Here is a 20429-nt window from a genome sequence, read left to right on the forward strand (position 1 = left end):
GGGGGAACGATCCGATGACCGTCGACATCACCAGCCGTGGCGGCGCCCGCGTGGCGCAGCTGTCGGGCGAGGTCGACCTGGAGCGGTCGCCGGCCGTGCGGCGGGCTCTGCTCGATGCGCTGGGCGCCAAGGCGCCGCTGGTGGTCGACCTGTCGGGCGTCTCCTACATCGACAGTTCGGGCATCGCGAGCCTGGTCGAGGCCTACCAGACGGCGCGCAAGCAGGGCACCGCCTTCGTGCTGTGCGCCGTGTCGCCGGCGGCGCTGCGGGTGATGCAGCTGGCGCGGCTGGACAAGGTGTTCGACATCCGCGCCACCCTGGACGACGCGCTGGCGGCGGTCTGATGGCGCAGGCGAAGGCCATCGGGGTCCTGGAACGGATCGGCCGCGCCGTCGCGGCGGGCATGTCGGAGCTGGGCTTCGGCGCGGTCCTGCTCGGCCAGGCGCTGATGTGGACCCTGATGGGCCGCGCCCGGCGCCAGCCGGTGCGCCTGTCGGCGGTGGTGAAGGAGGCGACGGACATCGGCATCCGCGCCATCCCCATCGTCACCATCATGTCGGGCACCATCGGCATCATGCTGGCCATCCAGGGCATCTATTCCCTGCGCATCTTCGGCGCCGAGAGCAAGGTGACGCTGGGTGTCGCGCTGTCCATCGTGCGCGAGTTCGGGCCGCTCATCACCGGCATCCTGGTCGCCGGGCGCTCCGGCTCGGCGCTGGCGGCGCGCCTCGGCACCATGAAGATCAGCCAGGAGATCGACGCGCTGACCGTCATGGGCATCAACCCGGTGCGTTTCCTGGTGGCGCCGCCGCTGCTGGCGGCGCTGGTGATGATCCCGGCGCTGACGCTCTACGCCGACTTCATCGGGCTGCTGGCGGCGGGGCTCTACATTTCGGTGGAGCTGGGCCAGACGCTGGCCGCCTACGGCTTCGACGTCGTCGACGCGGTGCAGGTGCCCGATCTGCTGCACGGGCTGGGCAAGAGCGTGCTGTTCGCCCTGCTCATCGTGCTGGTCGGCGTCATCAACGGCATCTCGGTGACCGGCGGGGCGGAAGGCGTCGGGCGCATGACGACGCGGTCGGTGGTGCATGCCATCTCGGCCATCATCATCACCGACATGGTGTTCGTCTTCGTGACGACGCGGTGAGGCGGAGGGAGGACAGCATCATGGCCGAACCCGCCGCCACCCGCCGCCCGCCCACCGCCGCCGAGCTGGAGGGCATCCCGCTCGACGAGCGCGAGGCGGTGATCGAGGTGGAGAACCTGGTCACCCACTACGGCGACCGCAAGATCCTGAAGGACGTGTCGCTCGCCGTGCGCCAGGGCGAGATCCTGGTCATCATGGGCGGCTCGGGCTCGGGCAAGTCGACGCTGCTCAACCACCTGCTCGGGCTCTTGAAGCCGACCTCGGGCACCATCCGCATGCTGGGCAAGGACATCACCCGCATCAGCGAGCGCGAATACACCGAGATCCGCAAGAAGCTGGGCGTCGCCTTCCAGGGCGGGGCGCTGTTCAGCTCCATGAACCTGCTCGACAACATCATGCTGCCGCTCTACGAGCACACCGACCTCGACCGCACGACCATGGAGATCATGGCGCGCATGAAGATGGAGGTGGTGAGCCTGTCGGGCTTCGACCGCCTCATGCCGGCGGAACTGTCGGGCGGCATGATCAAGCGGGCGGCGCTCGCCCGCGCCATCGTCATGGACCCGCGCATCCTGTTCTGCGACGAGCCCTCGGCCGGCCTCGACCCGGTGGTGGCGGCGGCCATCGACGACCTGATCCTGTCCCTGCGGGCCGCCACCGGCATGTCGGTGGTGGTGGTCACCCACGAGCTGGAAAGCGCCTTCAAGATCGCCGACCGCATCTGCGTGCTCGACAAGGGCGCGGTGCTGACCATCGCCTCGGTGCCCGAGGTGAAGGCCAACCCCGATCCCCGCATCCAGAACCTGCTCAACCGCCGCACCGAAGAGGAGGTGCTCGACCCCGAGGAGTACCTGCGGCGCCTGACCGGAGAAAGCCAGTCATGAGGACCAGCGGACTGAACTACGCCATCGTCGGCGCCTTCGTGCTGGCGGCCGTCGTCGGTCTGGTGGCGGCGCTGGCGCTCCTGGCCGGCCGCACCGGATCGACCGACTCCTACTACACCGTCTACGGCAACGTCAGCGGCGTGAAGTACGGCACCCAGGTGATGTACGAGGGCTATCCCGTCGGCCAGGTGGAAGACATCGAGCCGTTGAGCGACAACGGCAACATGCGCTTCCGGGTCGAGATGTCCATCGCCGAGGGCTGGCCCATCCCGCAGGATTCCAGCGCCGACGTCATGGCGAGCGGCTTCCTCGGCGGGGTGGTCGTCAACATCTCGGGCGGCGACAGCCCGGTGGCGCTGGAGCCGGGCAGCCGCATCCCGGGGCGGGCGCCGACCAACCTGTTCGCCACCCTGTCGGAGGTGGCGGCCGGATTCCAGGACCTGTCGGAAAGCTCCATCGAGCCGCTGCTCAACAGCCTCAACGAGACCATCGGCGCGGTGAACGGCCCGCTCGCCGAACAGGCGCCCGAGATCCTGCGGCAGGTGCAGAGCATCACCGAGGACTTCGCCCGCCGCTCGCCGGACCTGCTGAGCAACCTGACGGAGGCGGCGCGCGGCCTCAACGAGGAGGTGCTGAGCCCGGAGAACATCCGCGGCATCTCGGCCACCATCCGCAATGCCGAGGGCGCCAGCCAGGAAATGAAGACGCTGGCGAGCGAACTGGTGGAGATGCGGCGCAACATCGGCGGCGTCATCGCCCAGATCGACACCCTGGTCTCCGACAACAGCGACGAAGTGAACGAGGCGATGCAGGACCTGCGTTACACCATGGGCACCATCGCGCGCGACATCGACACCATCACCTACAATCTGGATGCCACCAGCCGCAACATGCTGGAATTCAGCCAGTCCATCCGCCAGGACCCCAGCCTCATTCTGCGGTCCCGCGACGTGCCGGAGCGCGGCCCCGGCACCGGCCGCTGATCGCGAAGACGAAGAGGAAGGCGCTGCCACCATGCTCCCTACCGCCCCGCTCCCGCGCCGCCACCTGCTGCGTCTCGGCCTCGCCGCCGGCGCCACCCTCGCGCTCGCCGGTTGTTCCCTGGCCGAACCGGCCCCGGCCGACCACTTCTACCGCCTGACCGTCGAGCCGCCGGTCGGGCCGGGCGGCGGGGCCGTGGCGGAAGGGACGGTGCTGGTGGAGAACGTCCAGGTCAGCGGCGTGCTGAACCAGCGGGCGCTGCTGTGGACCACCTCGGGCACCGAGCTGCAGCAATACGCCTATCACTTCTGGAGCGAGGCCCCGGCCCGTGCCCTGCAGGACGCCATGGTGCGTGCGCTCCGCACCTCCGGCGCCTTCGGCGAGGTCGTCACGCCCGGCTACCGCCAGCGGCCGGAGTGGATCGTGCGCGGCCAGGTCGATCGCCTGGAGCTCATCGGCCCGAGCGGCAGCGACGCCGGGGTGCAGAGCGCGCGCGTCGGCATGACGCTCACCGTCACCGACGGCTACGGCGAGACCATCGTGCTGAACCGGGCCTATCAGGAAACGGTGCCGGTGGACGACGGCACGGTGGCGGCCGGGGCGCGCGCGCTGAACCGCGGCGTGGAAACCATCTACGGCCGCTTCCTGGCCGATCTGCGGGCGGCCAGCTTCCCGCCGCCGGGCGACCGTCCGCTCGGCCGGCCGCGGCGGTAGGGCCCCGGCCGGCCGGCGCGCCGACGCCCGAAAACCCGAACGGCCCCGGTGCCTGAGCACCGGAGCCGCCCGAAGCCGGCTTTCGGCAACCGGATCTTCCTTGCGAGAGAAGATGTCACACGAGAGAAGGAATGCTCGTGTATGACCCTTCTTGTCTACCGTCCGCACCTGGAAATGTCAACCTCTGCGGTCGGATATTTCGGAGAAATACTTCTCCGAACCTGGAAATGTACGAGGGCAGTCCTGCCGACGTCGTGGCGGTGACTGCCTTTATACTACATCTTTATTGTTCAGGCACGGGAAAGAGGGCGGCCAAGGCCGCCCTCTCCCGCTCTGCGCGGCGGTTCTCTTAGAACGCGAGCTGCAGACCGACGACGCCGCCGGTGCCCTCGACGCTCTCCGGATCGGCGCCGACGGCGCGGTCGAACTCGCCCTCGGCCCAGAACAGCGCGGCACCCAGGGTCACGCCCGGGCCCATGGCGTAGGAGCCGTGCAGCGAGACCTGGCGGTACTCGGACTCGTCGTCGTTCGGGGCTTCGCCGTCGGAGGCGAGGTAGACCAGCGACACGCCGTAGGGGCCGGTCTTGTAGCCGACGCCGGCGTTCCAGGTGGTCTGCTGCGCGTCGTCGACGCCGCCGACGTCGTCCTGGCGCAGGTAGCCGCCGCCGACCTGGAAGCCGGCGAAGCCGAGCACGAGGCCGGCGCGCCACGCGGTGGCGTCTTCGATGCTGCCGCCGCCGACGATGTCGTCACCCGAAGAGTGCAGATAGGCGGCGTCGACGCCGACGTTCACAGCGCCCAGATCGCCGTTGTAGGCGGCCGCGACTTCCCACTGGTCGTGCTGGTTGGCGGTTGCGACGGAGCTGGCGACGGTGTTCGCCTGCATGCCGCCCGAGGGGTTCGGCATGTAGGTGGCGCCGATGCTGAAGCCCGCGAGGCTCGGCGAGATGTAGGTGATGCTGGAGTTGTCCTGGCCGGCCAGCGTGGTGTCGACACCCTGGAAGTAGGAGATGCCGCTGCCGAACTGGTTGCCCGGCGCGAAGAAGGCGGCGACGTCGTCGTCGGCCAGGCCGTACTGCGGCGCTTCGTGGGCGAACTGGCTCAGCACGCCGTCCTTCTGGCCGGCCATGATGCGGCCGAAGGCGCCTTCGATGTAGGCGTACTGCTCGTCGGCGTTGGTGGCGGCGTCGGTTTCGGCTTCCAGCTGGATCACGGCACCGACGGTCAGGCCGTTGTCGAGCGTGGTGGCGCCGGTGAAGTACACCTCGGTGTCGGTGTTGATGCCGGTCATGGTCGGGTCGTAGCCGGCGGTGTCGTCCTGCGACACCACGCCGAAGTACGACTCGAGCTTGCCGCCGATGCCGAGCTTGATCTTTTCGGCGGCCGACGCCGGGGCGGCCAGGAGGCCCGCCGCGATCAGGGCGGAGGTGCCGAGCAGAACCTTCTTCATGTCCGTGTTCCTCAACAAATTCATGACAAAATTGTCAACCGAAAGCAGAAGCCGAATGGCCGTTGAGCCGACCGAAAGGCTCGTGACGACCGAGACGGTACGGGCCAATCCAGCGAAGGGTCAACCTGAGTCAGTCTTTCGATCGTGGCTTTTCTGTACTATGTGGCGACTCTGCAACAAAAAACCTCTTCGAAAATACCAGTACTTTAAGCTGTACTCGTGACGCGGTTTCACCTAGAAAAGTCTTTGGGTTACGCCTTTAGAACAGGAAGAACCGCCGATGACGCGACGTCCAAACAAAAGCCCCGCTCCATCGGGGGGGACGGAGCGGGGCGGTGTGCACCTGCGAAGCGGGGGACGGTCGCCTCGCCGGTGCAGGAAGGGCACGCCGACAGGTGGGGGCGCCGCCGCGCTCTTCAATGGTCGCCCGGCGGCCGGCGTGGCGAGACCCGCGAAGTTCGCAGGGCAACCCCTGTCTTTCGTACCGTTGATCCGAAGGCCCCGACGGTCACATGATGGGGGTGTAGAGGTTCCACGAAAAAGGGGTGGACCATGTTTCCCATCGACATCCGCTTCATAGATCTGCAGCCGTCGGAGGCGACGGAGGACTACGTGCGCGAACGCGCGGCCAAGCTCGGCCACGCCTGCGGCGCGATCACCAGTTGTCGCGTGACGCTGAGCCGCGACCACACCGCCCGCACGCCGACCGTCAAGGTGGCCCTCGTCGCCGGCCTGCGCGGACGCGGCACCAAGAGCATTTCCGCCGAAGAGGTGGTCGGCCGGCACGATCCCGGGCAGGCCGTGGTGCGCGCCGTGCGCGAAGCCTTCGACACCGCCATGCGGCAGTTCGTGAGCGACCGCAAGAGCCGCCCCAACCGCGTGCAGGAGGTTCCGGCCTGACCGCCGCCGCGCCTGCGCCTTGACATCGGGGCCGCGCGCCCCACAATCCTCTCTCACCGAGGCGGCCGGCGACGGCCGCCTCGCCCGTTCCGGACCCCCGATCGGACCGCCGTTGACCGCAGAGCCCCGCCGTTCCCCCGCTTTCGACGCCCCCGCGCCCGGGGACGATGCGCTGGCGCGCGTCGCCGCCCGCTATGCCGTGCGGCTGACGCCCCATCTGCTCGACGCCATGGCGGCCGAGGCGGACGGGTCGGGGCCGGTGACGCGGCAGTTCCAGCCCACCGCCGCCGAGCTGGACGAAACGGCCGAGGAACGCGCCGACCCCATCGGCGACGCCGCCCACAGTCCGGTGCCGGGCATCGTCCACCGCTATCCCGACCGCGTGCTGCTCATGCCCGTCGGGGTGTGCGCCGCCTATTGCCGCTTCTGCTTCCGCCGTGCCGTGGTCGGCCAGGGCGACGGCCTGCTGCCGGCCGAGCAACTGAACGCCGCCGTCGCCTACGTGGCGGCGCACCCGGAGGTGTGGGAGGTCATCCTCACCGGCGGCGATCCGCTGGTCCTGAGCCCGCGCCGCCTCGCCGACCTGCTGGCGCGGCTCGATGCCATCCCGCACGTCGGCGTCCTGCGCCTGCACACCCGCCTGCCGGTGCACGACCCCGAGCGGGTGACCGACGAGGTGGTGGCGGCCCTGCGCACGCCGCGCGACAGCGCCGTGTGGGTGGCCGTGCACGCCAACCACGCCGACGAATTCTCGGCACCGGTGCGGGCGGCGGTGGCGCGGCTGGCCGAGGCCGGCGTCCCGCTGGTCGGCCAGACGGTGCTGCTGCGGGGCGTCAACGACGATCCGCAGACGTTGACCGACCTGTTCCGCGCCATGGTGCGCAACCGCATCAAGCCCTACTACCTGCACCACCCCGACCTCGCCGCCGGCACCGGCCACTTCCGTGTCGACCTCGCCGCCGGCCGGGCGCTGGTGAAAGGGTTGCGTGGGACGATCTCGGGCCTATGTCAGCCCACCTACGTGCTGGACATTCCCGGCGGTCACGGCAAGGTGCCCATGACGCCGGACCACCTGCACCACGACGACGGGGCGGCCGGTTGCCTCGTCGAGGACCCGTCGGGCCGCCTGCACCGTTATCCGCCCGCACCAGGAGAGACGCCATGAACCGCCAGGGCCGCCCCCGCGCCGCCTCCGGGCAGGGCCGCAGCTTCCGCGATCCGGTGAAGCGCGCCATGCGCGCCGCCGGCGCCGAGGCGGACCGCGACGATCCCAAGGGCAAGAGCCGCGACAAGGCGGCGGGCTCGGCCAAGGCCGCGCCCTCGCCGCGCAAGGCCGAACCCGCCCGCGCCGCCGAGCCGGCGGGCAAGACGCGGGCCGGCGGCGGCGGGGTCATCCGTCAGCAGGGCCTCGCCAAGGAAGGACCGCGCCGCCGCGTGGTGCGCAGCCCCGCCGCGCCCGAGCGCGAGGAAGGCGCCGCCGTCACCCGCCACCGCGGCGCCGGCGCCAAGGCCCGTCCGCCCAAGGGCGCCGCCGCGGCCCCCGCCCGGCCGCCGCGCGACGTCGGCCCGCCGCGCTACATCGCCTTCCACAAGCCCTACGGCGTGCTCAGCCAGTTCACCGCGGAAAGCGGCCAGCGGGCGCTGGCGGAATTCGGCCTGCCGGCGGAGGTCTACGCCGCCGGCCGGCTCGACATGGACAGCGAGGGCCTGCTGCTGCTCAGCAACGACGGCACCTTCATCAACCGCCTGCTGAGCCCGCACCACGCCCACGCCCGCAGCTATCTGGTGCAGGTGGAAGGTGTGCCCGACGAAGCGGCGCTGGACCGCCTGCGCCAGGGCGTGGAGCTGCGCGGCTACACCACCCGCCCGGCCGGCGTCGAGCGCCTGGACGCGGAGCCCGACCTGCCGCCGCGCGACCCGCCGATTCGCCAGCGCCGCCACATCCCGACCACGTGGCTGCGCATCACCCTGACCGAAGGCCGCAACCGCCAGGTCCGCCGCATGACGGCGGCGGTGGGGCATCCGACCCTGCGGCTGGTGCGCGTCGCCATCGGCGGCCTGACCCTCGGCGATCTGCCGCCCGGCCAGTGGCGCGAGGTCGCCCGGCGCGACGTGCTGCCGCCGGGCTGAGCCCCGCCCCGTTACGCCGACTCGCGCTCCAGCGGGGGCGTCTCGGCGGCTTCGGCGGCGGCGGTGGCGGCAGCGGCGAGGGCGGTTTCCAGCTTGGGCAGGGAGACGCGGAACACCGATCCGGCGCCCGGCTCGCTCTCCACCCAGATGCGGCCGCCGTGGCGTTCGGCGATCTTCTTGCAGATGGACAGGCCGACGCCCGTGCCGGCGTATTCGTCGCGGCCGTGCAGGCGCTGGAAGATCTTGAACACCTTCTCGTAGTACTGCGTCGCGATGCCGATGCCGTTGTCGTGCACGGCGATGGTCCAGGCGTCGCCGTCGTCCTCCACCGTCACCCGCACGTCGGGCGCGCGGTCGGGGCGGCGGTACTTGATGGCGTTGCCGAGCAGGTTCTGGAACAGGCGCGTGATCTCGGCCTCGTCGGCCAGCACCGTCGGCAGGTCGGGCGGCACGGTCAGCGTGGCGCCGCTCTCGGCCACCGCCTGCGACAGCGCCTCCCGCGCCTGACGCACCGCCGCCGTCAGGTCGACGGGGCGCATCGGGCGCCCCATGCGGCCGACGCGGGAATACTGCAGCAGGTCCTGGATCAGCAGCGACATGCGGTGGGCGCCGGCGACGGCGAATCCGATGTAGTCGCGCGCGTCGTCGTCGAGCTTGGCGCCGTAGCGCCGCTGCAGCAGCTGCAGGTAGCTCGCCACCGTGCGCAGCGGCTCCTGCAGGTCGTGCGAGGCGACGTAGGCGAATTCCTCCAGTTCGATGTTGGAGCGCTCCAGCGCCCGGGTCTTTTCCTGGATCACCTCGCGCGCCGCCCGCCGCTGCGTGATGTCGCGCGCCACCACGACGCTGCCGCGCGGCCCGTCCGGCGACAGGTCGCGGTTGGCGACGTCGATCTGCGGGCTGAGCGTCACCTCCACCCACACCGCCGATCCGTCGGGCAGGCAGTAGCGCTTTTCGTACTGGGCAGTGGGCAGGGCGCCGGTGCGCACGCCCTCGGAATTGACGCGGCTGACCTCGACGTCTTCCGGCACGGTCAGGTCGAGCAGGCGGCGCCCCACCACCTCGCGGCGCTCGCGCTGGAGCATGCGGGCGAACTGCTCGTTGATCTCGGCCACCACGCCGTCGGGGCCGACCAGGGCGATGCCGGCGCCGGCGTTGTTGAAGATGGAGCGGAAGCGGCGCTCGTTCTCTTCCACCTTGCGCTGGTTGGCGGAAATCTCGCGTAAGGCCCCGCGCAGGGCGAGCGCGGTGATGACCAGCACCAGCGTCAGCACCACCAGCAGGATCGAGAAGCGGATGGTGTCGTCGCGCCAGCGTTCCAGCGCCTCCGCCTCGGGCACCTCCAGGCCGACGGCCAGCGGCAGGCTGCCGACGGGCGCGAAGGCGGCGAGGGCGTCCGGCCCGCCGGCGTTGTCGGCGGCGCTGCGCGGAATGCCGACGACTCCGTAGGCCTGTCCGCCGCCGGTCAGGCCGATCAGCCGCGCCGACATCACGTCGGGCAGCGGCGGCAGCTCCGCGGCCGGCGCCGTGCCCACCAGCACGCGGCCGGCGTCGTCGTAGAGGCCGACCAGGGCGCCGCGCCACAGCCGCCCGGCATGCAGCTCGGCCTCCAGGTAGCCGCGGTCGAGGACCATGAGGACGACGCCGAGGAACCGTCCGTCCGGCGCGCTCAGGCGGCGGCTCGCCACCAGTTCCGGCGTGCGGGTGGCCGGCCCGCCGCCTTCGTGCAGGGACAGGCGCAGCGACAGGCTGCGGTTCTCGCGGTGCCACTGGAAGGTCGGCCAGTCGGCGAAGGCGCGGCTGTCGGGCTCGGGGCTGACGTTGCGGTGGAGCACCCGGCCCATGGCGTCGACCACCACCGACTCGTGCACCGCCGGCGCGCCCGCCATGCCGGCCCGCAGGATGCCGGTGGCGCGGAACCGCTCGAACTCGTAGCGCGCCCAGTTGGCGCCGAACTCGGCCGTCAGGCTGGTCAGGGCACCGTCGATGTTCTGCAGGGTGGCGGCGGCGTTGAAGGCCAACGTCTCGGCGACGCCCCGGCTCATGGCGCGCGCCCGCTCCAGCTCGGTCCCGCGCGAATGCCAGGCGAAGCCGCCGCCGATCACCCAGATGAGCAGCGTCAGCGCCAGCCCGCCCACCAGGAAGGCGGCCGGGGTGCTGTGCAGGGTGCGGGCAAGGCGGCGCGGCATGGGCGGCGGCGGTCTCCGGCTCAGGGCGGCAGCTGCTGCAGCGATTCCCAGCGCTGCAGGGTGGTCATGAACCCGGTCATGGACCGCACCGCCTCGGCCACCAGCGGGTCCTTGGCGGCGGCATCGGCCAGGACCTCGCGCGACACCGCCTGCAGCCGCTTGAGCACCGGATAGCTGAAGCGCCGCACCTCGATGCCCTGGGCGCGGAAGGTGTCCAGCGCGGCGGCCTGGGGCTGCAGCCCGTTGGCGAGGCTCCATATGATGTTGGCACGGCACACGGAGGTCAGGATCTCACGCTCCTGCGCCGCCAGCGAGTCCCATGTGTCCAGGCGCATCATCAGCACGTTCACGCTGGACGGCTGGTGCCAGCCCGGAAAGTAGTAGTACCGCGCGAAGCGGTCGAAGCCGAGCGACAGGTCGGCCATGGGCACGCTGAATTCGATGGCGTCCAGGCGTCCGGCGGCGAGGGAGTCGTAGAGGGCGTCCACCGGCTCGTTGCTCGGCACGCCACCCAGCCGCTCCAGCACCTGGGCGCCGAGGCCGGCGATGCGCATGCGCAGGCCCTTGAAGTCCTCGACCGTTTCGATCTCGCGCAGGAACCAGCCGCCGGCTTCCGACACCACCATGTGGCAGGGCAGGGCGAAGAGGCCTTCGCGGGCATAGGCGCGACGCAGGATCTCCTCGCCGCCGCCGCCGTAGAGCCACGCCGCCAGCTGCACCGGCGACGGGCCATAGGGGTAGGAGGCGATGACGCCGGCCACGGGGATCTGTGCGGCGCGGTAGCCGATCCAGTCCCAGGCGGCCTCCACCCGGCCGTCCTGCACCGCGGCGAACAGCTCCGGCGCCCGCACGATGGCGCCCGAGCCGACGAAGTTCAGCGTCAGGGCGCCGCCGCTGACGGCGGCGGTGCGCTCGGCGACGTGGCGCTCGCTGTCGGACAGGAAGACCATGCCGGCGGGAAAGACGCTCTGCACCACCAGTTCGCGCGCGCCCACCGCGGCCGGCAGCAGGGCGAGCCCAACCGCCAGCGCGGCCGCGATTCGCCGCGCCGCCCGCCGCCCCCTGCGGCCGGCCCTGTTCAACCGGAATGCCAAGACACGCCTACTCCCCCTGACCGTGCCCGCACAACACCCAGACGCCGGGTCGGGGTGTGCCCGCCGCAGTTTACCGCGAAGCCGCAGGCAACGCCACGCGCGTTCAGCGCCGGCCGAACCAAGCCCCCCAGGCCGGCAAGGCGACGCGGCCGGCGGCATCGGGCGCGGGTGTCGGCCAGCCGTGGCCTTCGGCGGCGACGGCGGCGGACGGCACGGCGGCCTCGGCCGGGGAGGCGCTCAGGTTGAACAGGCACACGAGGAGGGCGCCGTCCTGCCCGCCGCGTTCGAAGGCGAGCACCGGCTCGGCGGCGGGCAGCAGGGCGAGGCTGCCGCGCGTCAGGGCCGGCTGGGTGCGGCGCCAGCCGACGAAGCGCCGCCACGCCGCCAGCACCGAGTCGGGGTCGGCTTCCTGCACGTCGACGGCGGCGGCGCGGTGCTCCGGTGGCACCGGCAGCCAGGGCTCGCCGCTGCGGGCTTCGGTGAAGCCGGCATGGGCGGCGTTGCGCCGCCACGGCATGGGCGTGCGGCTGCCGTCGCGGCCCTTGAAGTGGGGGTAGTAGGTGATGCCGTAGGGGTCGCGCAGGCGCTCGACCGGCACCTCGGCCTCGGTCAGGCCCAGTTCCTCGCCCTGGTAGACGCAAACGGCGCCGCGCAAGCTCAGCAACAGGGCGTTGAACAGCTTGGCGGCGGCCGGCGAGCCGTCGCCCCAGCGCGACGCCACCCGCTCCACGTCGTGGTTGGAGAAGGCCCAGCACAGCCAGCCGTCGTCGATGTGCGTCTCGACGTGGGCGACGGAGGTGCGCAAGGCCTCGGCCGAGCCGGTCCCCTTCATGAGGCCGAGGGTATAGGCCATGTGCAAGCGCCGGTCGTCGCCGCATTGGGCGGTGTAGAACTCGGCGCGCTCCACCGGCGAGACGCGCGTCGGTTCGCTGCCGACCTCGGCGATGGCGAAGCTGCCCGGCCGGCTGTCCATGACGGCGCGCAGGCGGGCGAGCACGTCGCCAGTCTCCGGGTGCGCCAGGTCGTGGGCGTGCAGCTGCATGTTGTAGGGGCGCAGCGCGATGCGCTTTTCCGGGTAGGGCGGGTTGTCGGCGAGCGTCGGGTCGTGGAGCATGAAGTCGACGGCGTCCAGCCGGAAGCCGTCCACACCGCGCGCCATCCACCAGTCGGCGATTTCGCACACCGCGTCCAGCACCGCCGGGTGGCGCAGGTTCAGCTTGGGCTGCTGGGCGAGGAAGTGGTGCAGGTAGTACTGCCGCCGCCGCGGCTCCCACGCCCAGGCGCCGCCGCCGAACACCGACAGCCAGTTGTTGGGCGGGCTGCCGTCTGGCTCGGGGTCGGCCCAGACGTACCAGTCGGCATGCTCGCCCTCGCGCGACACCCGGCTCGCCTTGAACCACGGGTGCTCGGCGCTGGTGTGGGAGAACACCAGGTCGACCAGCACCTTGAGCCCCAGGCGATGAGCCTCGGCGATGAGGCGGTCGGCGTCGGCCAGCGTGCCGAACATGGGGTCGACCGCCTTGTAGTCGCTGACGTCGTAGCCGAAGTCGGCCATGGGCGAGGCGAAGAAGGGCGACACCCACACCGCATCGACGCCGAGCGACGCCACGTAGGGCAGTTTCTCGACGATTCCGGCCAGGTCACCGATGCCGTCGCCGTCGGCGTCGCGGAAGCTGCGCGGATAGATCTGGTAGACGACGGCGCCGCGCCAGGGATCGTCCCGCTCCGTCATGCGCCCGCCCGCGGCAGGGGCTGCGGCGCGAGCGCCATCTCCCAGAACCCGACCTCGAGCCGAGTCGCCGCCGCGAAGCCGTCGCGCAGTGAGCCCCAGCGGCCCGAGGCCATGGGGTCCTGGCCAATGCGGCGCTCGGCGACGCGGGTGATGAGGCCGCGCACGTCCGCCGCCACCTCCTGGTATTCGGCGCCGGCATACATCTCCATCCAGGCGCGGTAGGGGTTGCCGTCCCAGGTGGCGAGGCCGCTCGCCCGGCCCTCGTCCATCCAGGCGCCGATCTCGGCATAGCCGATGACGCAGGGCGCCAGCGCCACCAGCAGGTCGAGCAGATCGCCGGAATGGCCGCGGTCGAGCACGTAGCGGGTATAGGCGATGTTGGCCGGCGCCTCCGGCAGGGCGGCCATGGCCTCTTCCGTCAGGCCCCAGCCGGCGCTGTACTCCACGTGCAGGCTCATTTCGTGGTTGATGAGCGCGTTCACGGTGGCGACGGCGTGGCGCATCTCGTCCAGTCGGTCCGCCTTCACCGCCGCCAGCGCCCAGGCGCGGCTGAAGTGGACGAGGAACAGGTAGTCCTGCGCCAGATACCAGCGGAAGGCGTCCTCCGGCAGGGTGCCGGCCGCCAGCTCGCGCACGAAGCGGTGGTGGACGTAGGCATTCCAGTCGTCGGCGCAGGCGGCTTTCAGGTGCGGGAAGATGTCGGCCGTCATGGGGGGGCGGGGGCTCCCTGGCTTGGCTTACTTGGTTCCGAACAGGCGGTCGCCGGCATCGCCGAGGCCCGGCAGGATGTAGGCGTGGTCGTCCAGCCGCTCGTCCAGCGAGGCGACGTAGACCTGCACGTTCGGGTGCTTCGCGTTGAAGGTGCGCATGCCCTCCGGCACGGTCACCAGCGCCAGGAACAGGATGTTCTCGTCGGGCACGCCGTGGCGGTTCAGCACGTCGACGGCATGCACCGCCGAGTGGCCGGTGGCGAGCATGGGGTCGACCAGGATGAAGGTGCGGCTGGCCGCTTCCGGCAGCTTCACCAGGTATTCGCTCGGCTTGTGCGTCTCGGGGTCGCGCACCAGGCCGATGTGGCCGACGCGGGCGCCGGGCATCAGCTCCATCAGGCCGTCGGCCATGCCGTTGCCGGCCCGCAGGATCGGCACGATGGCGACCTTCTTGCCCTGCAGGACCGGCGCGTCCATGGCCTGCATGGGGGTCTCGATGCGGCGGTTTTCCAGCGGCAGGTTGCGCGTCACCTCGTAACCCATGAGCAGCGCGATCTCGCGCAGCAGGGTGCGGAAGGTGCGCGTCGAGGTGCCCTTGTCGCGCATGTGCGACAGCTTGTGCTGGATCAGCGGGTGGTCGAGCACGTGCAGGTTCGGGAACTCAGTCGTCATGGGCGTCGGACCGTCATTGCGCGGAAGGGGAGGGTGAGCTGGCTCTGCCGGCCTTATAGCATCGGCGGGCGCCCCGATGCACCCCGGGAGTCGCCGGCGGACGTCGTCGCCGACGGACGAAACCCGCCGGCAGGGGTGCGCGGCGGGTCGCCTCGGACATGGATGGGGTGTGGCCGGGTCAGGCGTGCGGCCGGCGGCCGGCGCGACGGTCGAAACCGCCGGGATGCTTCTCGCAGCACTCGCGGAGGAGTTCCATGAGCTTGAGCGCCGCCTCGCGCTCGCCGTGCTGCATGGCTTCGGTCAGTTCGTCCATCACCATCTGCCGCAGGGCCGGGTTGCCCCATTCCTTCTGCAGGAAGGCATAGCCTTTCTCCACCGCCACGATGTCGGGCAGGTGTTCGTGACGGGCGATGACCATCAGTTCTTCGGGGGTCAGCTCGCTCAGCGCGACGCAATCCTGGAGGGTCAACATGTCAGCCTCCCTTGGGACGTTCGTTCTTCGAGTCCACGGAGAAAGTGTAACACTCTCCGACACCCCGCTCACGGCCATTTCTTCGCTGCGGCGCACCAAAAGAGCCAAGTGTTTCAAGATGTTGAGGAAGTCGGATCGGCGTGCGACACCTCATCCCCAGGTGCCGGGCGATCGTTCTTCCTATATCGAAAGTCCTATTCTCGACGCCTAAGCTCAGGTTATATCAGCGCTTCGGGAGAGTGGGGGAATATAGTCGTAGCAAAGCCAGGGATTTAAGCCGTGCGTTTCGGACTGAAATTCTCGACAAGCCGACCCACCGACTCGGTGGAGCGTTGGCTGGAGCGTCTCTGCCACGCCCGCTTCGAGATCCGCCTCGACGGGGTCGACGTGGAAAAGGGGCGCAAGGATCTGCTGCTGGTCTTCGAAGACGCCACCGACCGCGACCGCGTCAAGCAGGCGCTGAAGTCGCGCGCCGCCTGACGGCAGCGCCGGCGGGGCTCACAGCCCCGCCACGGCGGCCCGCACCACCTTGCGCATGACCGTCGGCAGCGCCTCGCCGCCGAGCGCCGGCAGCGCCACCCAGCGCGCCGCCGCCGGCGGTTGCGCGGCCTCGGCGGTGGCGGCGACCAGGGTCAGTTCCAGGTGGAAGTGGGTGAAGGTGTGGCGCACCAGGCCCGGCAGCGGCGTCCACCGCAGGCCCCGCAGCGGGGCGTGCTCCAGCGCCTCCTCCGGCGCCCACGGACTGCCCTCGCGCCAGGGGGTCGACGGCACCTCGATCATGCCGCCGAGCAGCCCGTCCTCCGGCCGGCGGCGCAGCAGCACGCGGCCGTCGTCGTCGGTCAGCCAGAAGGCGACGCCGCGCCGCACGGGCTTGGCGGCCTTGCGGTCCTTGCGCGGCAATTCCTCGGCGATGCCGGATCGGCGGGCGGCGCAGGGGGCCTGCCACGGACAGGCGAGGCACGACGGCGAGCGCGGCGTGCAGACGGTGGCGCCCAGGTCCATCACCGCCTGGGCGTAATCGCCGCAGCGGCTGTCGGGGGTGAGCGTATCGGCGAGGCGCTTCAGCTCGCCCTTGCTGCCCGGCAGCGGGTCTTCCACCGCGAACAGCCGCGCCATGACGCGCTCAACGTTGCCGTCGACCACGGTCGCCCGCCGGCCGAAGGCGATGGCCGCCACAGCCGCCGCCGTATAGGCCCCGATGCCCGGCAGGTCGCGCAGGGCTTCTTCCGTGTCGGGGAAGACGCCGCCGTGGCGCTCCGTCACCGCCATGGCGCACTTGTGCAGATTGCGGGCGCGGGCGTAGTACCCGAGCCCCGCCCATTCCGTCAGCACGTCGTCGAGCGGCGCCGCCGCCAGGTCGCGCACCGTCGGCCAGCGCGCCAGGAAGCGCTGGTAGTAGGGGATGACGGCGGCGACCGTCGTCTGCTGCAGCATCACCTCCGACAGCCACACGCCGTAGGGGTCAGGCGCCGGCCCGCCGGGCGGCGTGCGCCACGGCAGGCGGCGGGCGTGGCGGTCGTACCACGCCAGCAGCAGGGCCGGCAGGCTCGGGTCGGCGGCGGAGGCGGAGGCCATGGACGACGGCATGGGAAGGGGCTATGTCTCAGGCTGCAAAGCGAGGCACAGTGCCATGGACGAGGACGCGAAGAAAGAGCCCGCCCGCTCGCGCAAGCCGAGCGGCATCCTGCCCTCCGCGCAGCGGCGCGGCGGACCGGTGCAGATCGACCTGCTGGGCGCCAAGCTCATGCGGCCGTTGCTCGGCAAGCGGGGCCTGGGCGAGGGCGACATCTGCTTCCACTGGGCGGCCATCGTCGGCGGCTCGTTCCTCGCCACCAACTCGGCGCCGGAGCGCATCCAGTTCCCCAAGGGCGAACGGTCGGGCGGCATCCTGCACCTGCGGGTGCCGTCGGGGGCGCTGGCGACGCAGTTGCAGCACCTGACCCCGCAGATCATCCAGCGGGTGAACGGCTTCTACGGCTATCCGGCCATCGCCGACGTGCGCATCCACCAGCGCCCGCTGCCGCCGCGCCCGCGCAAGGCCAGCGACCCGCCGCCGCTGCCCGAACCGGCGCGCGAGCGGCTGGCGCTGCAACTGCAGAACGTCGATCACCCGGCGCTCAAGGACGCCCTCGCCAAGCTGGGCGAGGCCATGGCGCGGCGCGACATGACGCCGCCGGACAAGAAGGGCCGCCAGCGCGGCTGACGGCCCTGCGTCGGCCGTCAGTGGCGGGCGTAGACCTGGGTGCGGTCGCCGTCGAACAGCAGCACCTCGTAGGGCTCGCCGGGGATGTCCATGCCGGGCGCGCTCTGCGGCATGCCGGGGATGGCGAGGCCGGTGGCCTTCGGGCGCTCGGTGAGCAGGCGGCGCACATCCGACGCCGGGACGTGGCCTTCCACCACGTAGCCGTCGATGACGGCGGTGTGGCACGACGCCATTTCGGCGGGCACGTCGTGCTGCATCTTCACCGGCGTCACGTCCTCGACGTCGTGGACCTTCAGGGTGAAGCCTTCGGCGCGCATGTGGTCGATCCAGCCGCCGCAGCAGCCGCAGGACGGCGACTTCCACACCTCCATTTCGGCCGCCTCGGCGGTCGCGGTCCCGCCGCCGCCGAAGCCGAAGGTGAGCAGGCCGGCGCCCAGCGCCAGGACGGCGGCGGCTCCGCCGAGGGTCTTGCGTCGCGAGATCATGTGACAGCTCCCAAGCCGAGGATACGGGGTCATATGGGGCAGAATGGCCTGCCGGGGCAACCGCCGCCTTGATCCCGGTCATGTCGGACCCCACACCAGACGGGACGCCCGCCGCCCGTTCCTCCCGTGCCGGAGCCGCCATGAGCCTCTCCCCCGGACGCCGCCGCCAGGCCGTCCTCTACCTCGCCGGCATGGCCGGGCGCCGCCCGCCGGTGCCGGTGGATGCCGACGAGCTGGAGCGCCGGGCGCTGGCCGTGATGACCCGCCGCGCCGCCGCCTACGTGGCCGGCGGGGCGGGGTTGGAGCGTACCGTGGCGGCCAACCGCGCCGCCTTCGACCGCTGGCGGATCATGCCGCGCATGCTGCGCGACGTGGCGCAGCGCGACCTTTCAGTCAGCCTGTTCGGCCGCACCCTGCCGGCGCCGCTGCTGCTCGCCCCCATCGGCGTGCTGGAGATGGCGCATGCCGCCGCCGACCCCGCGGCGGCCCGGGCGGCGGCGGCGGCCGGCGTGCCCTTCGTCGCCTCCAGCCAGGCGTCGCGTCCGCTGGAGGAGATCGCCGCCGCCATGGGCGACGCGCCGCGCTGGTTCCAGCTCTACTGGTCGACCTCCGACGAGCTGGTGGCGAGCTTCGTCGGCCGGGCGGAGGCGGCCGGCTACGAGGCCATCGTGGTGACGCTCGACACGACGCTGCTCGGCTGGCGGCCGCGCGACCTCGACCTCGGCTACCTGCCGTTCCTGCGGGCGCGCGGCATGGCCAACTACTTCACCGACCCGGTGTTCCGCAGCCTGCCGTCCGAGGCGGGCGAGCGGCCGGCGCTGGGCCTCGGTGCCATCGGCTCCATCGTGGAGCTGGTGCGGTCGTGGCGCGGCCGCGGCGGCCGGGTGGAGGATTTGCGCTCGGGCGAGGCGCTGGCGGCGGTGCGGCGCTTCATCGGCGTCTATTCCCGCCCCGACCTGACGTGGGACGACCTGCCCCGCCTGCGCCAGTGGACGCGGCTGCCCATCCTGGTGAAGGGCATCCTGCACCCCGCCGACGCCCGCCGCGCCGTGGAGCTGGGCATGGACGGCGTCGTCGTCTCCAACCACGGCGGCCGGCAGGTGGACGGCGCGGTGGCGGCGCTGGATGCCCTGCCGGCGGTGGTGGCGGCGGTGGACGGGCGGGTGCCGGTGCTGTTCGACAGCGGCATCCGCACCGGCGCCGACATCCTGAAGGCGCTGTGCCTGGGCGCGCGGGCCGTGCTGCTCGGCCGCCCCTACGTCTACGGCCTGGCGCTGGCCGGCGAGGCGGGGGTGCGGGCGGTGATCGACAACCTGATCGCCGACCTCGACCTCACCCTCGGACTGGCGGGGCGGCGGTCCCTGGCGGACCTGGGGCGCGAGGTGCTGGTGGAAGGCGGGTTCGACTAGAGCGCAAACAGACTCTTCGGGGGCGCGACTGCGCCCCCGCGCCGGTCAGGCGCGGGAGCCTGCGTGGCGCATGAACGCAGCTCTGGCGCGCTCGCGACAGAGCGCAAACTACTCTACCGCGCTGCACCCTTCTGCGGCGCCGGGCCGAGGCGGTTGAGGATCTCGTCCACCTCCTGCTCCAGGCGCTTTTCCTTGTACTGCTGCATGCGGCGCTCGCGCCACGTCTCGGCGAAGTGGCGGGCGGTGGCGAGCTGCGCCTCGCGGATCTGCTTCTGCAGCTCGTTCTTTTCCTTCAGGGCCTGGGCGCGCTCGTCGATCTGGCGGCGGATGGCGGCCATGCGCACCAGCGTCTCGTCGATTTCCGGCGCCCGCGGCTGGCCTTCCAGCTCGGCCAGGGCGACCTTCACCTTGCCGCTGTAGTATTCCGCGCGCTCGGGCGTGCGCGAGTGGTAGTAGGCGGCGGCGGTGTCCCAGTCGCGCGTCTCGGCATAGAGGTTGGTGAGGAATTCCGCCGCATAGGCGGCGTTGGCGCGGGGGTCGAAGGCTTCTTCCAGGCTGTCGAAGGCCTCGCCGTGCCAGTGCAGGTTCACCTGCATGCAGCCGACGTCGATGTTGCGCACGCCCTTGGCCTTCAGGCGCTGCACCTCGGCAATGGCTTCCTCCTTGCTCGGCAGATATCGCCCACGTCCCTCGGCCATGACCGTCCACGGCCAGGCGACGCGGCCGCCGCGCGCCTTGTCCCAGCGGCCGGACTCGACCAGCGAGATGGCGCTGAGCAGGTTGGCCGGCATGGAGCGGTAGCCTTCCTCGCGCTGGGTGGCGGCGCGGCACAGGTCCGGCGGCGGGGTTGGCGCCTCGGCCGGCGCGGCGGCCCGCACCGGCGCCGGCGCGACGACGACAGCCGCAGCGAGGAGGGCGGCGGCGAAGGCGGCGAGGCGGAAGGTGCGGTGCATCATCGGCGGCCGGCGAACAGGGGTGGAAGGCGCCATACCTAACGCGGATGGCCTAGGCCGTCGAGGGCAAGCACCCGCCGTGCCAACATGGCATGCGCTGGGCGAATGGCTCCCAGCCCTCAACGCGGGGGTTGCCAAAGCCTTGCGCGAAAACGATTTCTTCGCCGTGTTCGAGGGATGCATGACCAAAATGTGGTCGTGCCTATTTTTTAGGCTTGCGTCCCGCGGCCGCGAGCGCTAATTTTTGCATCGCAGCAACCGGACGGTCCTCGGACAGTCCAACCGTCTGCCTTTCTTGGACGTTTCC

Annotated in this window: 21 protein-coding genes; 11 read left to right on the forward strand and 10 right to left on the reverse strand. The window is 71.4% G+C overall.

Annotated features, from left to right (window positions below):
• Window positions 1–14 precede the first annotated feature (14 nt).
• The 5 genes from CRP50_RS05015 to CRP50_RS05035 are packed head-to-tail and all read left to right on the forward strand — an operon-like array spanning window position 15 to window position 3726.
• The gene (locus CRP50_RS05015; RefSeq protein WP_097277900.1) at window positions 15–344 is read left to right on the forward strand and encodes an STAS domain-containing protein; all 330 of its coding nucleotides are present in this window, start codon (window positions 15–17) and stop codon (window positions 342–344) included.
• Complete coding sequence (locus CRP50_RS05020) at window positions 344–1147, forward strand: MlaE family ABC transporter permease (RefSeq protein ID WP_097277901.1); 804 nt, start codon at window positions 344–346, stop codon at window positions 1145–1147. Before CRP50_RS05015 ends, CRP50_RS05020 begins: the two co-directional genes overlap by 1 nt.
• Window positions 1148–1167: 20 nt before the next feature.
• A complete protein-coding gene (locus tag CRP50_RS05025) occupies window positions 1168–2031 on the forward strand; it encodes an ABC transporter ATP-binding protein (RefSeq protein WP_097277902.1) in 864 nt (287 codons plus the stop codon).
• On the forward strand, window positions 2028–3014 hold the full coding sequence (locus tag CRP50_RS05030; RefSeq protein WP_097277903.1) for an MlaD family protein: 987 nt from the start codon (window positions 2028–2030) through the stop codon (window positions 3012–3014). The genes CRP50_RS05025 and CRP50_RS05030 overlap by 4 nt, the downstream gene beginning before the upstream one ends.
• Before the next feature lie 31 nt (window positions 3015–3045).
• Window positions 3046–3726 (forward strand): ABC-type transport auxiliary lipoprotein family protein, encoded by a 681-nt coding sequence (locus CRP50_RS05035; RefSeq protein ID WP_176525033.1) that lies wholly within the window; start codon window positions 3046–3048, stop codon window positions 3724–3726.
• 349 nt (window positions 3727–4075) lie between these two features.
• Here CRP50_RS05035 and CRP50_RS05040 read toward each other — a convergent pair whose 3' ends face one another.
• On the reverse strand, window positions 4076–5176 hold the full coding sequence (locus CRP50_RS05040) for a porin (RefSeq protein WP_097277905.1): 1101 nt from the start codon (window positions 5174–5176) through the stop codon (window positions 4076–4078).
• A gap of 552 nt (window positions 5177–5728) precedes the next feature.
• Between CRP50_RS05040 and CRP50_RS05045 the strand changes: the two genes are divergently transcribed.
• From CRP50_RS05045 to CRP50_RS05055, 3 genes are all read left to right on the forward strand, one after another.
• A complete protein-coding gene (locus tag CRP50_RS05045; protein ID WP_097277906.1) occupies window positions 5729–6076 on the forward strand; it encodes an HPF/RaiA family ribosome-associated protein in 348 nt (115 codons plus the stop codon).
• 112 nt (window positions 6077–6188) lie between these two features.
• Entirely contained in the window at window positions 6189–7241 is a 1053-nt protein-coding gene (locus CRP50_RS05050) for a lysine-2,3-aminomutase-like protein (RefSeq protein WP_097277907.1), read from the forward strand.
• Complete coding sequence (locus tag CRP50_RS05055) at window positions 7238–8206, forward strand: pseudouridine synthase (RefSeq protein ID WP_245913375.1); 969 nt, start codon at window positions 7238–7240, stop codon at window positions 8204–8206. Before CRP50_RS05050 ends, CRP50_RS05055 begins: the two co-directional genes overlap by 4 nt.
• A gap of 11 nt (window positions 8207–8217) precedes the next feature.
• On the opposite strand, the gene CRP50_RS05060 is transcribed toward CRP50_RS05055, so the two are convergent.
• From CRP50_RS05060 to CRP50_RS05085, 6 genes are all read right to left on the reverse strand, one after another.
• Complete coding sequence (locus CRP50_RS05060) at window positions 8218–10392, reverse strand: ATP-binding protein (RefSeq protein WP_097277908.1); 2175 nt, start codon at window positions 10390–10392, stop codon at window positions 8218–8220.
• Between the two features lie 20 nt (window positions 10393–10412).
• Window positions 10413–11486: a TRAP transporter substrate-binding protein gene (locus CRP50_RS05065; protein WP_176525034.1), complete on the reverse strand. Its 1074-nt coding sequence runs from the start codon at window positions 11484–11486 to the stop codon at window positions 10413–10415.
• Between the two features lie 103 nt (window positions 11487–11589).
• The gene (locus tag CRP50_RS05070) at window positions 11590–13218 is read right to left on the reverse strand and encodes an alpha-amylase family glycosyl hydrolase (RefSeq protein ID WP_097277910.1); all 1629 of its coding nucleotides are present in this window, start codon (window positions 13216–13218) and stop codon (window positions 11590–11592) included.
• Window positions 13215–13928 carry a thiaminase II gene (gene tenA, locus CRP50_RS05075; RefSeq protein ID WP_097277911.1) on the reverse strand — a complete coding sequence of 238 codons (714 nt, stop codon included), beginning with the start codon at window positions 13926–13928 and terminating at the stop codon, window positions 13215–13217. The genes CRP50_RS05070 and tenA overlap by 4 nt, the downstream gene beginning before the upstream one ends.
• Before the next feature lie 27 nt (window positions 13929–13955).
• Window positions 13956–14600, reverse strand: coding sequence for a uracil phosphoribosyltransferase (gene upp / locus CRP50_RS05080; RefSeq protein WP_097277912.1), 645 nt, complete (start codon window positions 14598–14600; stop codon window positions 13956–13958).
• Window positions 14601–14778: 178 nt separating this feature from the next.
• Window positions 14779–15072 carry a hypothetical protein gene (locus CRP50_RS05085; RefSeq protein ID WP_097277913.1) on the reverse strand — a complete coding sequence of 98 codons (294 nt, stop codon included), beginning with the start codon at window positions 15070–15072 and terminating at the stop codon, window positions 14779–14781.
• 279 nt (window positions 15073–15351) lie between these two features.
• Between CRP50_RS05085 and CRP50_RS05090 the strand changes: the two genes are divergently transcribed.
• Complete coding sequence (locus tag CRP50_RS05090) at window positions 15352–15552, forward strand: hypothetical protein (RefSeq protein WP_097277914.1); 201 nt, start codon at window positions 15352–15354, stop codon at window positions 15550–15552.
• Between the two features lie 18 nt (window positions 15553–15570).
• Here CRP50_RS05090 and mutY read toward each other — a convergent pair whose 3' ends face one another.
• A complete protein-coding gene (mutY, locus tag CRP50_RS05095) occupies window positions 15571–16659 on the reverse strand; it encodes an A/G-specific adenine glycosylase (RefSeq protein ID WP_097277915.1) in 1089 nt (362 codons plus the stop codon).
• Between the two features lie 43 nt (window positions 16660–16702).
• Here mutY and CRP50_RS05100 point away from each other — a divergent pair, with 43 nt between their 5' ends.
• Window positions 16703–17275, forward strand: a complete 573-nt coding sequence (locus CRP50_RS05100; RefSeq protein ID WP_176525035.1) for a DUF721 domain-containing protein — start codon at window positions 16703–16705, stop codon at window positions 17273–17275.
• Between the two features lie 17 nt (window positions 17276–17292).
• Here the strand turns inward: CRP50_RS05100 and CRP50_RS05105 are convergent, their stop codons facing one another.
• A complete protein-coding gene (locus tag CRP50_RS05105) occupies window positions 17293–17760 on the reverse strand; it encodes a DUF411 domain-containing protein (protein WP_097277917.1) in 468 nt (155 codons plus the stop codon).
• Window positions 17761–17900: 140 nt separating this feature from the next.
• Between CRP50_RS05105 and CRP50_RS05110 the strand changes: the two genes are divergently transcribed.
• Complete coding sequence (locus CRP50_RS05110; RefSeq protein ID WP_097277918.1) at window positions 17901–19169, forward strand: alpha-hydroxy-acid oxidizing protein; 1269 nt, start codon at window positions 17901–17903, stop codon at window positions 19167–19169.
• A 113-nt stretch (window positions 19170–19282) separates the two neighbouring features.
• Here CRP50_RS05110 and CRP50_RS05115 read toward each other — a convergent pair whose 3' ends face one another.
• Window positions 19283–20125, reverse strand: coding sequence for a transglycosylase SLT domain-containing protein (locus CRP50_RS05115; RefSeq protein WP_245913376.1), 843 nt, complete (start codon window positions 20123–20125; stop codon window positions 19283–19285).
• Between the last annotated feature and the right edge of the window lie 304 nt (window positions 20126–20429).

The organism is Caenispirillum bisanense (assembly GCF_900230255.1).
In the GTDB taxonomy this organism is placed as follows: Bacteria; Pseudomonadota; Alphaproteobacteria; order Rhodospirillales; family Rhodospirillaceae; genus Caenispirillum; species Caenispirillum bisanense_A.

What these genes read in the sequence shown, in the direction of transcription:
- CRP50_RS05100 (WP_176525035.1), top strand. Translation starts at nt 16,703, where the DNA reads ATGGACGAGGACGCGAAGAAAGAGCCCGCCCGCTCGCGCAAGCCGAGC.
- CRP50_RS05035 (WP_176525033.1), top strand. Translation starts at nt 3,046, where the DNA reads ATGCTCCCTACCGCCCCGCTCCCGCGCCGCCACCTGCTGCGTCTCGGC.
- CRP50_RS05105 (WP_097277917.1), bottom strand. Translation starts at nt 17,760, where the DNA reads ATGATCTCGCGACGCAAGACCCTCGGCGGAGCCGCCGCCGTCCTGGCG.
- CRP50_RS05055 (WP_245913375.1), top strand. Translation starts at nt 7,238, where the DNA reads ATGAACCGCCAGGGCCGCCCCCGCGCCGCCTCCGGGCAGGGCCGCAGC.
- tenA (WP_097277911.1), bottom strand. Translation starts at nt 13,928, where the DNA reads ATGACGGCCGACATCTTCCCGCACCTGAAAGCCGCCTGCGCCGACGAC.
- CRP50_RS05110 (WP_097277918.1), top strand. Translation starts at nt 17,901, where the DNA reads ATGAGCCTCTCCCCCGGACGCCGCCGCCAGGCCGTCCTCTACCTCGCC.
- CRP50_RS05040 (WP_097277905.1), bottom strand. Translation starts at nt 5,176, where the DNA reads ATGAAGAAGGTTCTGCTCGGCACCTCCGCCCTGATCGCGGCGGGCCTC.
- CRP50_RS05025 (WP_097277902.1), top strand. Translation starts at nt 1,168, where the DNA reads ATGGCCGAACCCGCCGCCACCCGCCGCCCGCCCACCGCCGCCGAGCTG.
- CRP50_RS05115 (WP_245913376.1), bottom strand. Translation starts at nt 20,125, where the DNA reads ATGATGCACCGCACCTTCCGCCTCGCCGCCTTCGCCGCCGCCCTCCTC.
- upp (WP_097277912.1), bottom strand. Translation starts at nt 14,600, where the DNA reads ATGACGACTGAGTTCCCGAACCTGCACGTGCTCGACCACCCGCTGATC.
- CRP50_RS05030 (WP_097277903.1), top strand. Translation starts at nt 2,028, where the DNA reads ATGAGGACCAGCGGACTGAACTACGCCATCGTCGGCGCCTTCGTGCTG.
- CRP50_RS05045 (WP_097277906.1), top strand. Translation starts at nt 5,729, where the DNA reads ATGTTTCCCATCGACATCCGCTTCATAGATCTGCAGCCGTCGGAGGCG.
- CRP50_RS05070 (WP_097277910.1), bottom strand. Translation starts at nt 13,218, where the DNA reads ATGACGGAGCGGGACGATCCCTGGCGCGGCGCCGTCGTCTACCAGATC.
- CRP50_RS05020 (WP_097277901.1), top strand. Translation starts at nt 344, where the DNA reads ATGGCGCAGGCGAAGGCCATCGGGGTCCTGGAACGGATCGGCCGCGCC.
- CRP50_RS05015 (WP_097277900.1), top strand. Translation starts at nt 15, where the DNA reads ATGACCGTCGACATCACCAGCCGTGGCGGCGCCCGCGTGGCGCAGCTG.
- CRP50_RS05060 (WP_097277908.1), bottom strand. Translation starts at nt 10,392, where the DNA reads ATGCCGCGCCGCCTTGCCCGCACCCTGCACAGCACCCCGGCCGCCTTC.
- CRP50_RS05085 (WP_097277913.1), bottom strand. Translation starts at nt 15,072, where the DNA reads ATGTTGACCCTCCAGGATTGCGTCGCGCTGAGCGAGCTGACCCCCGAA.
- mutY (WP_097277915.1), bottom strand. Translation starts at nt 16,659, where the DNA reads ATGCCGTCGTCCATGGCCTCCGCCTCCGCCGCCGACCCGAGCCTGCCG.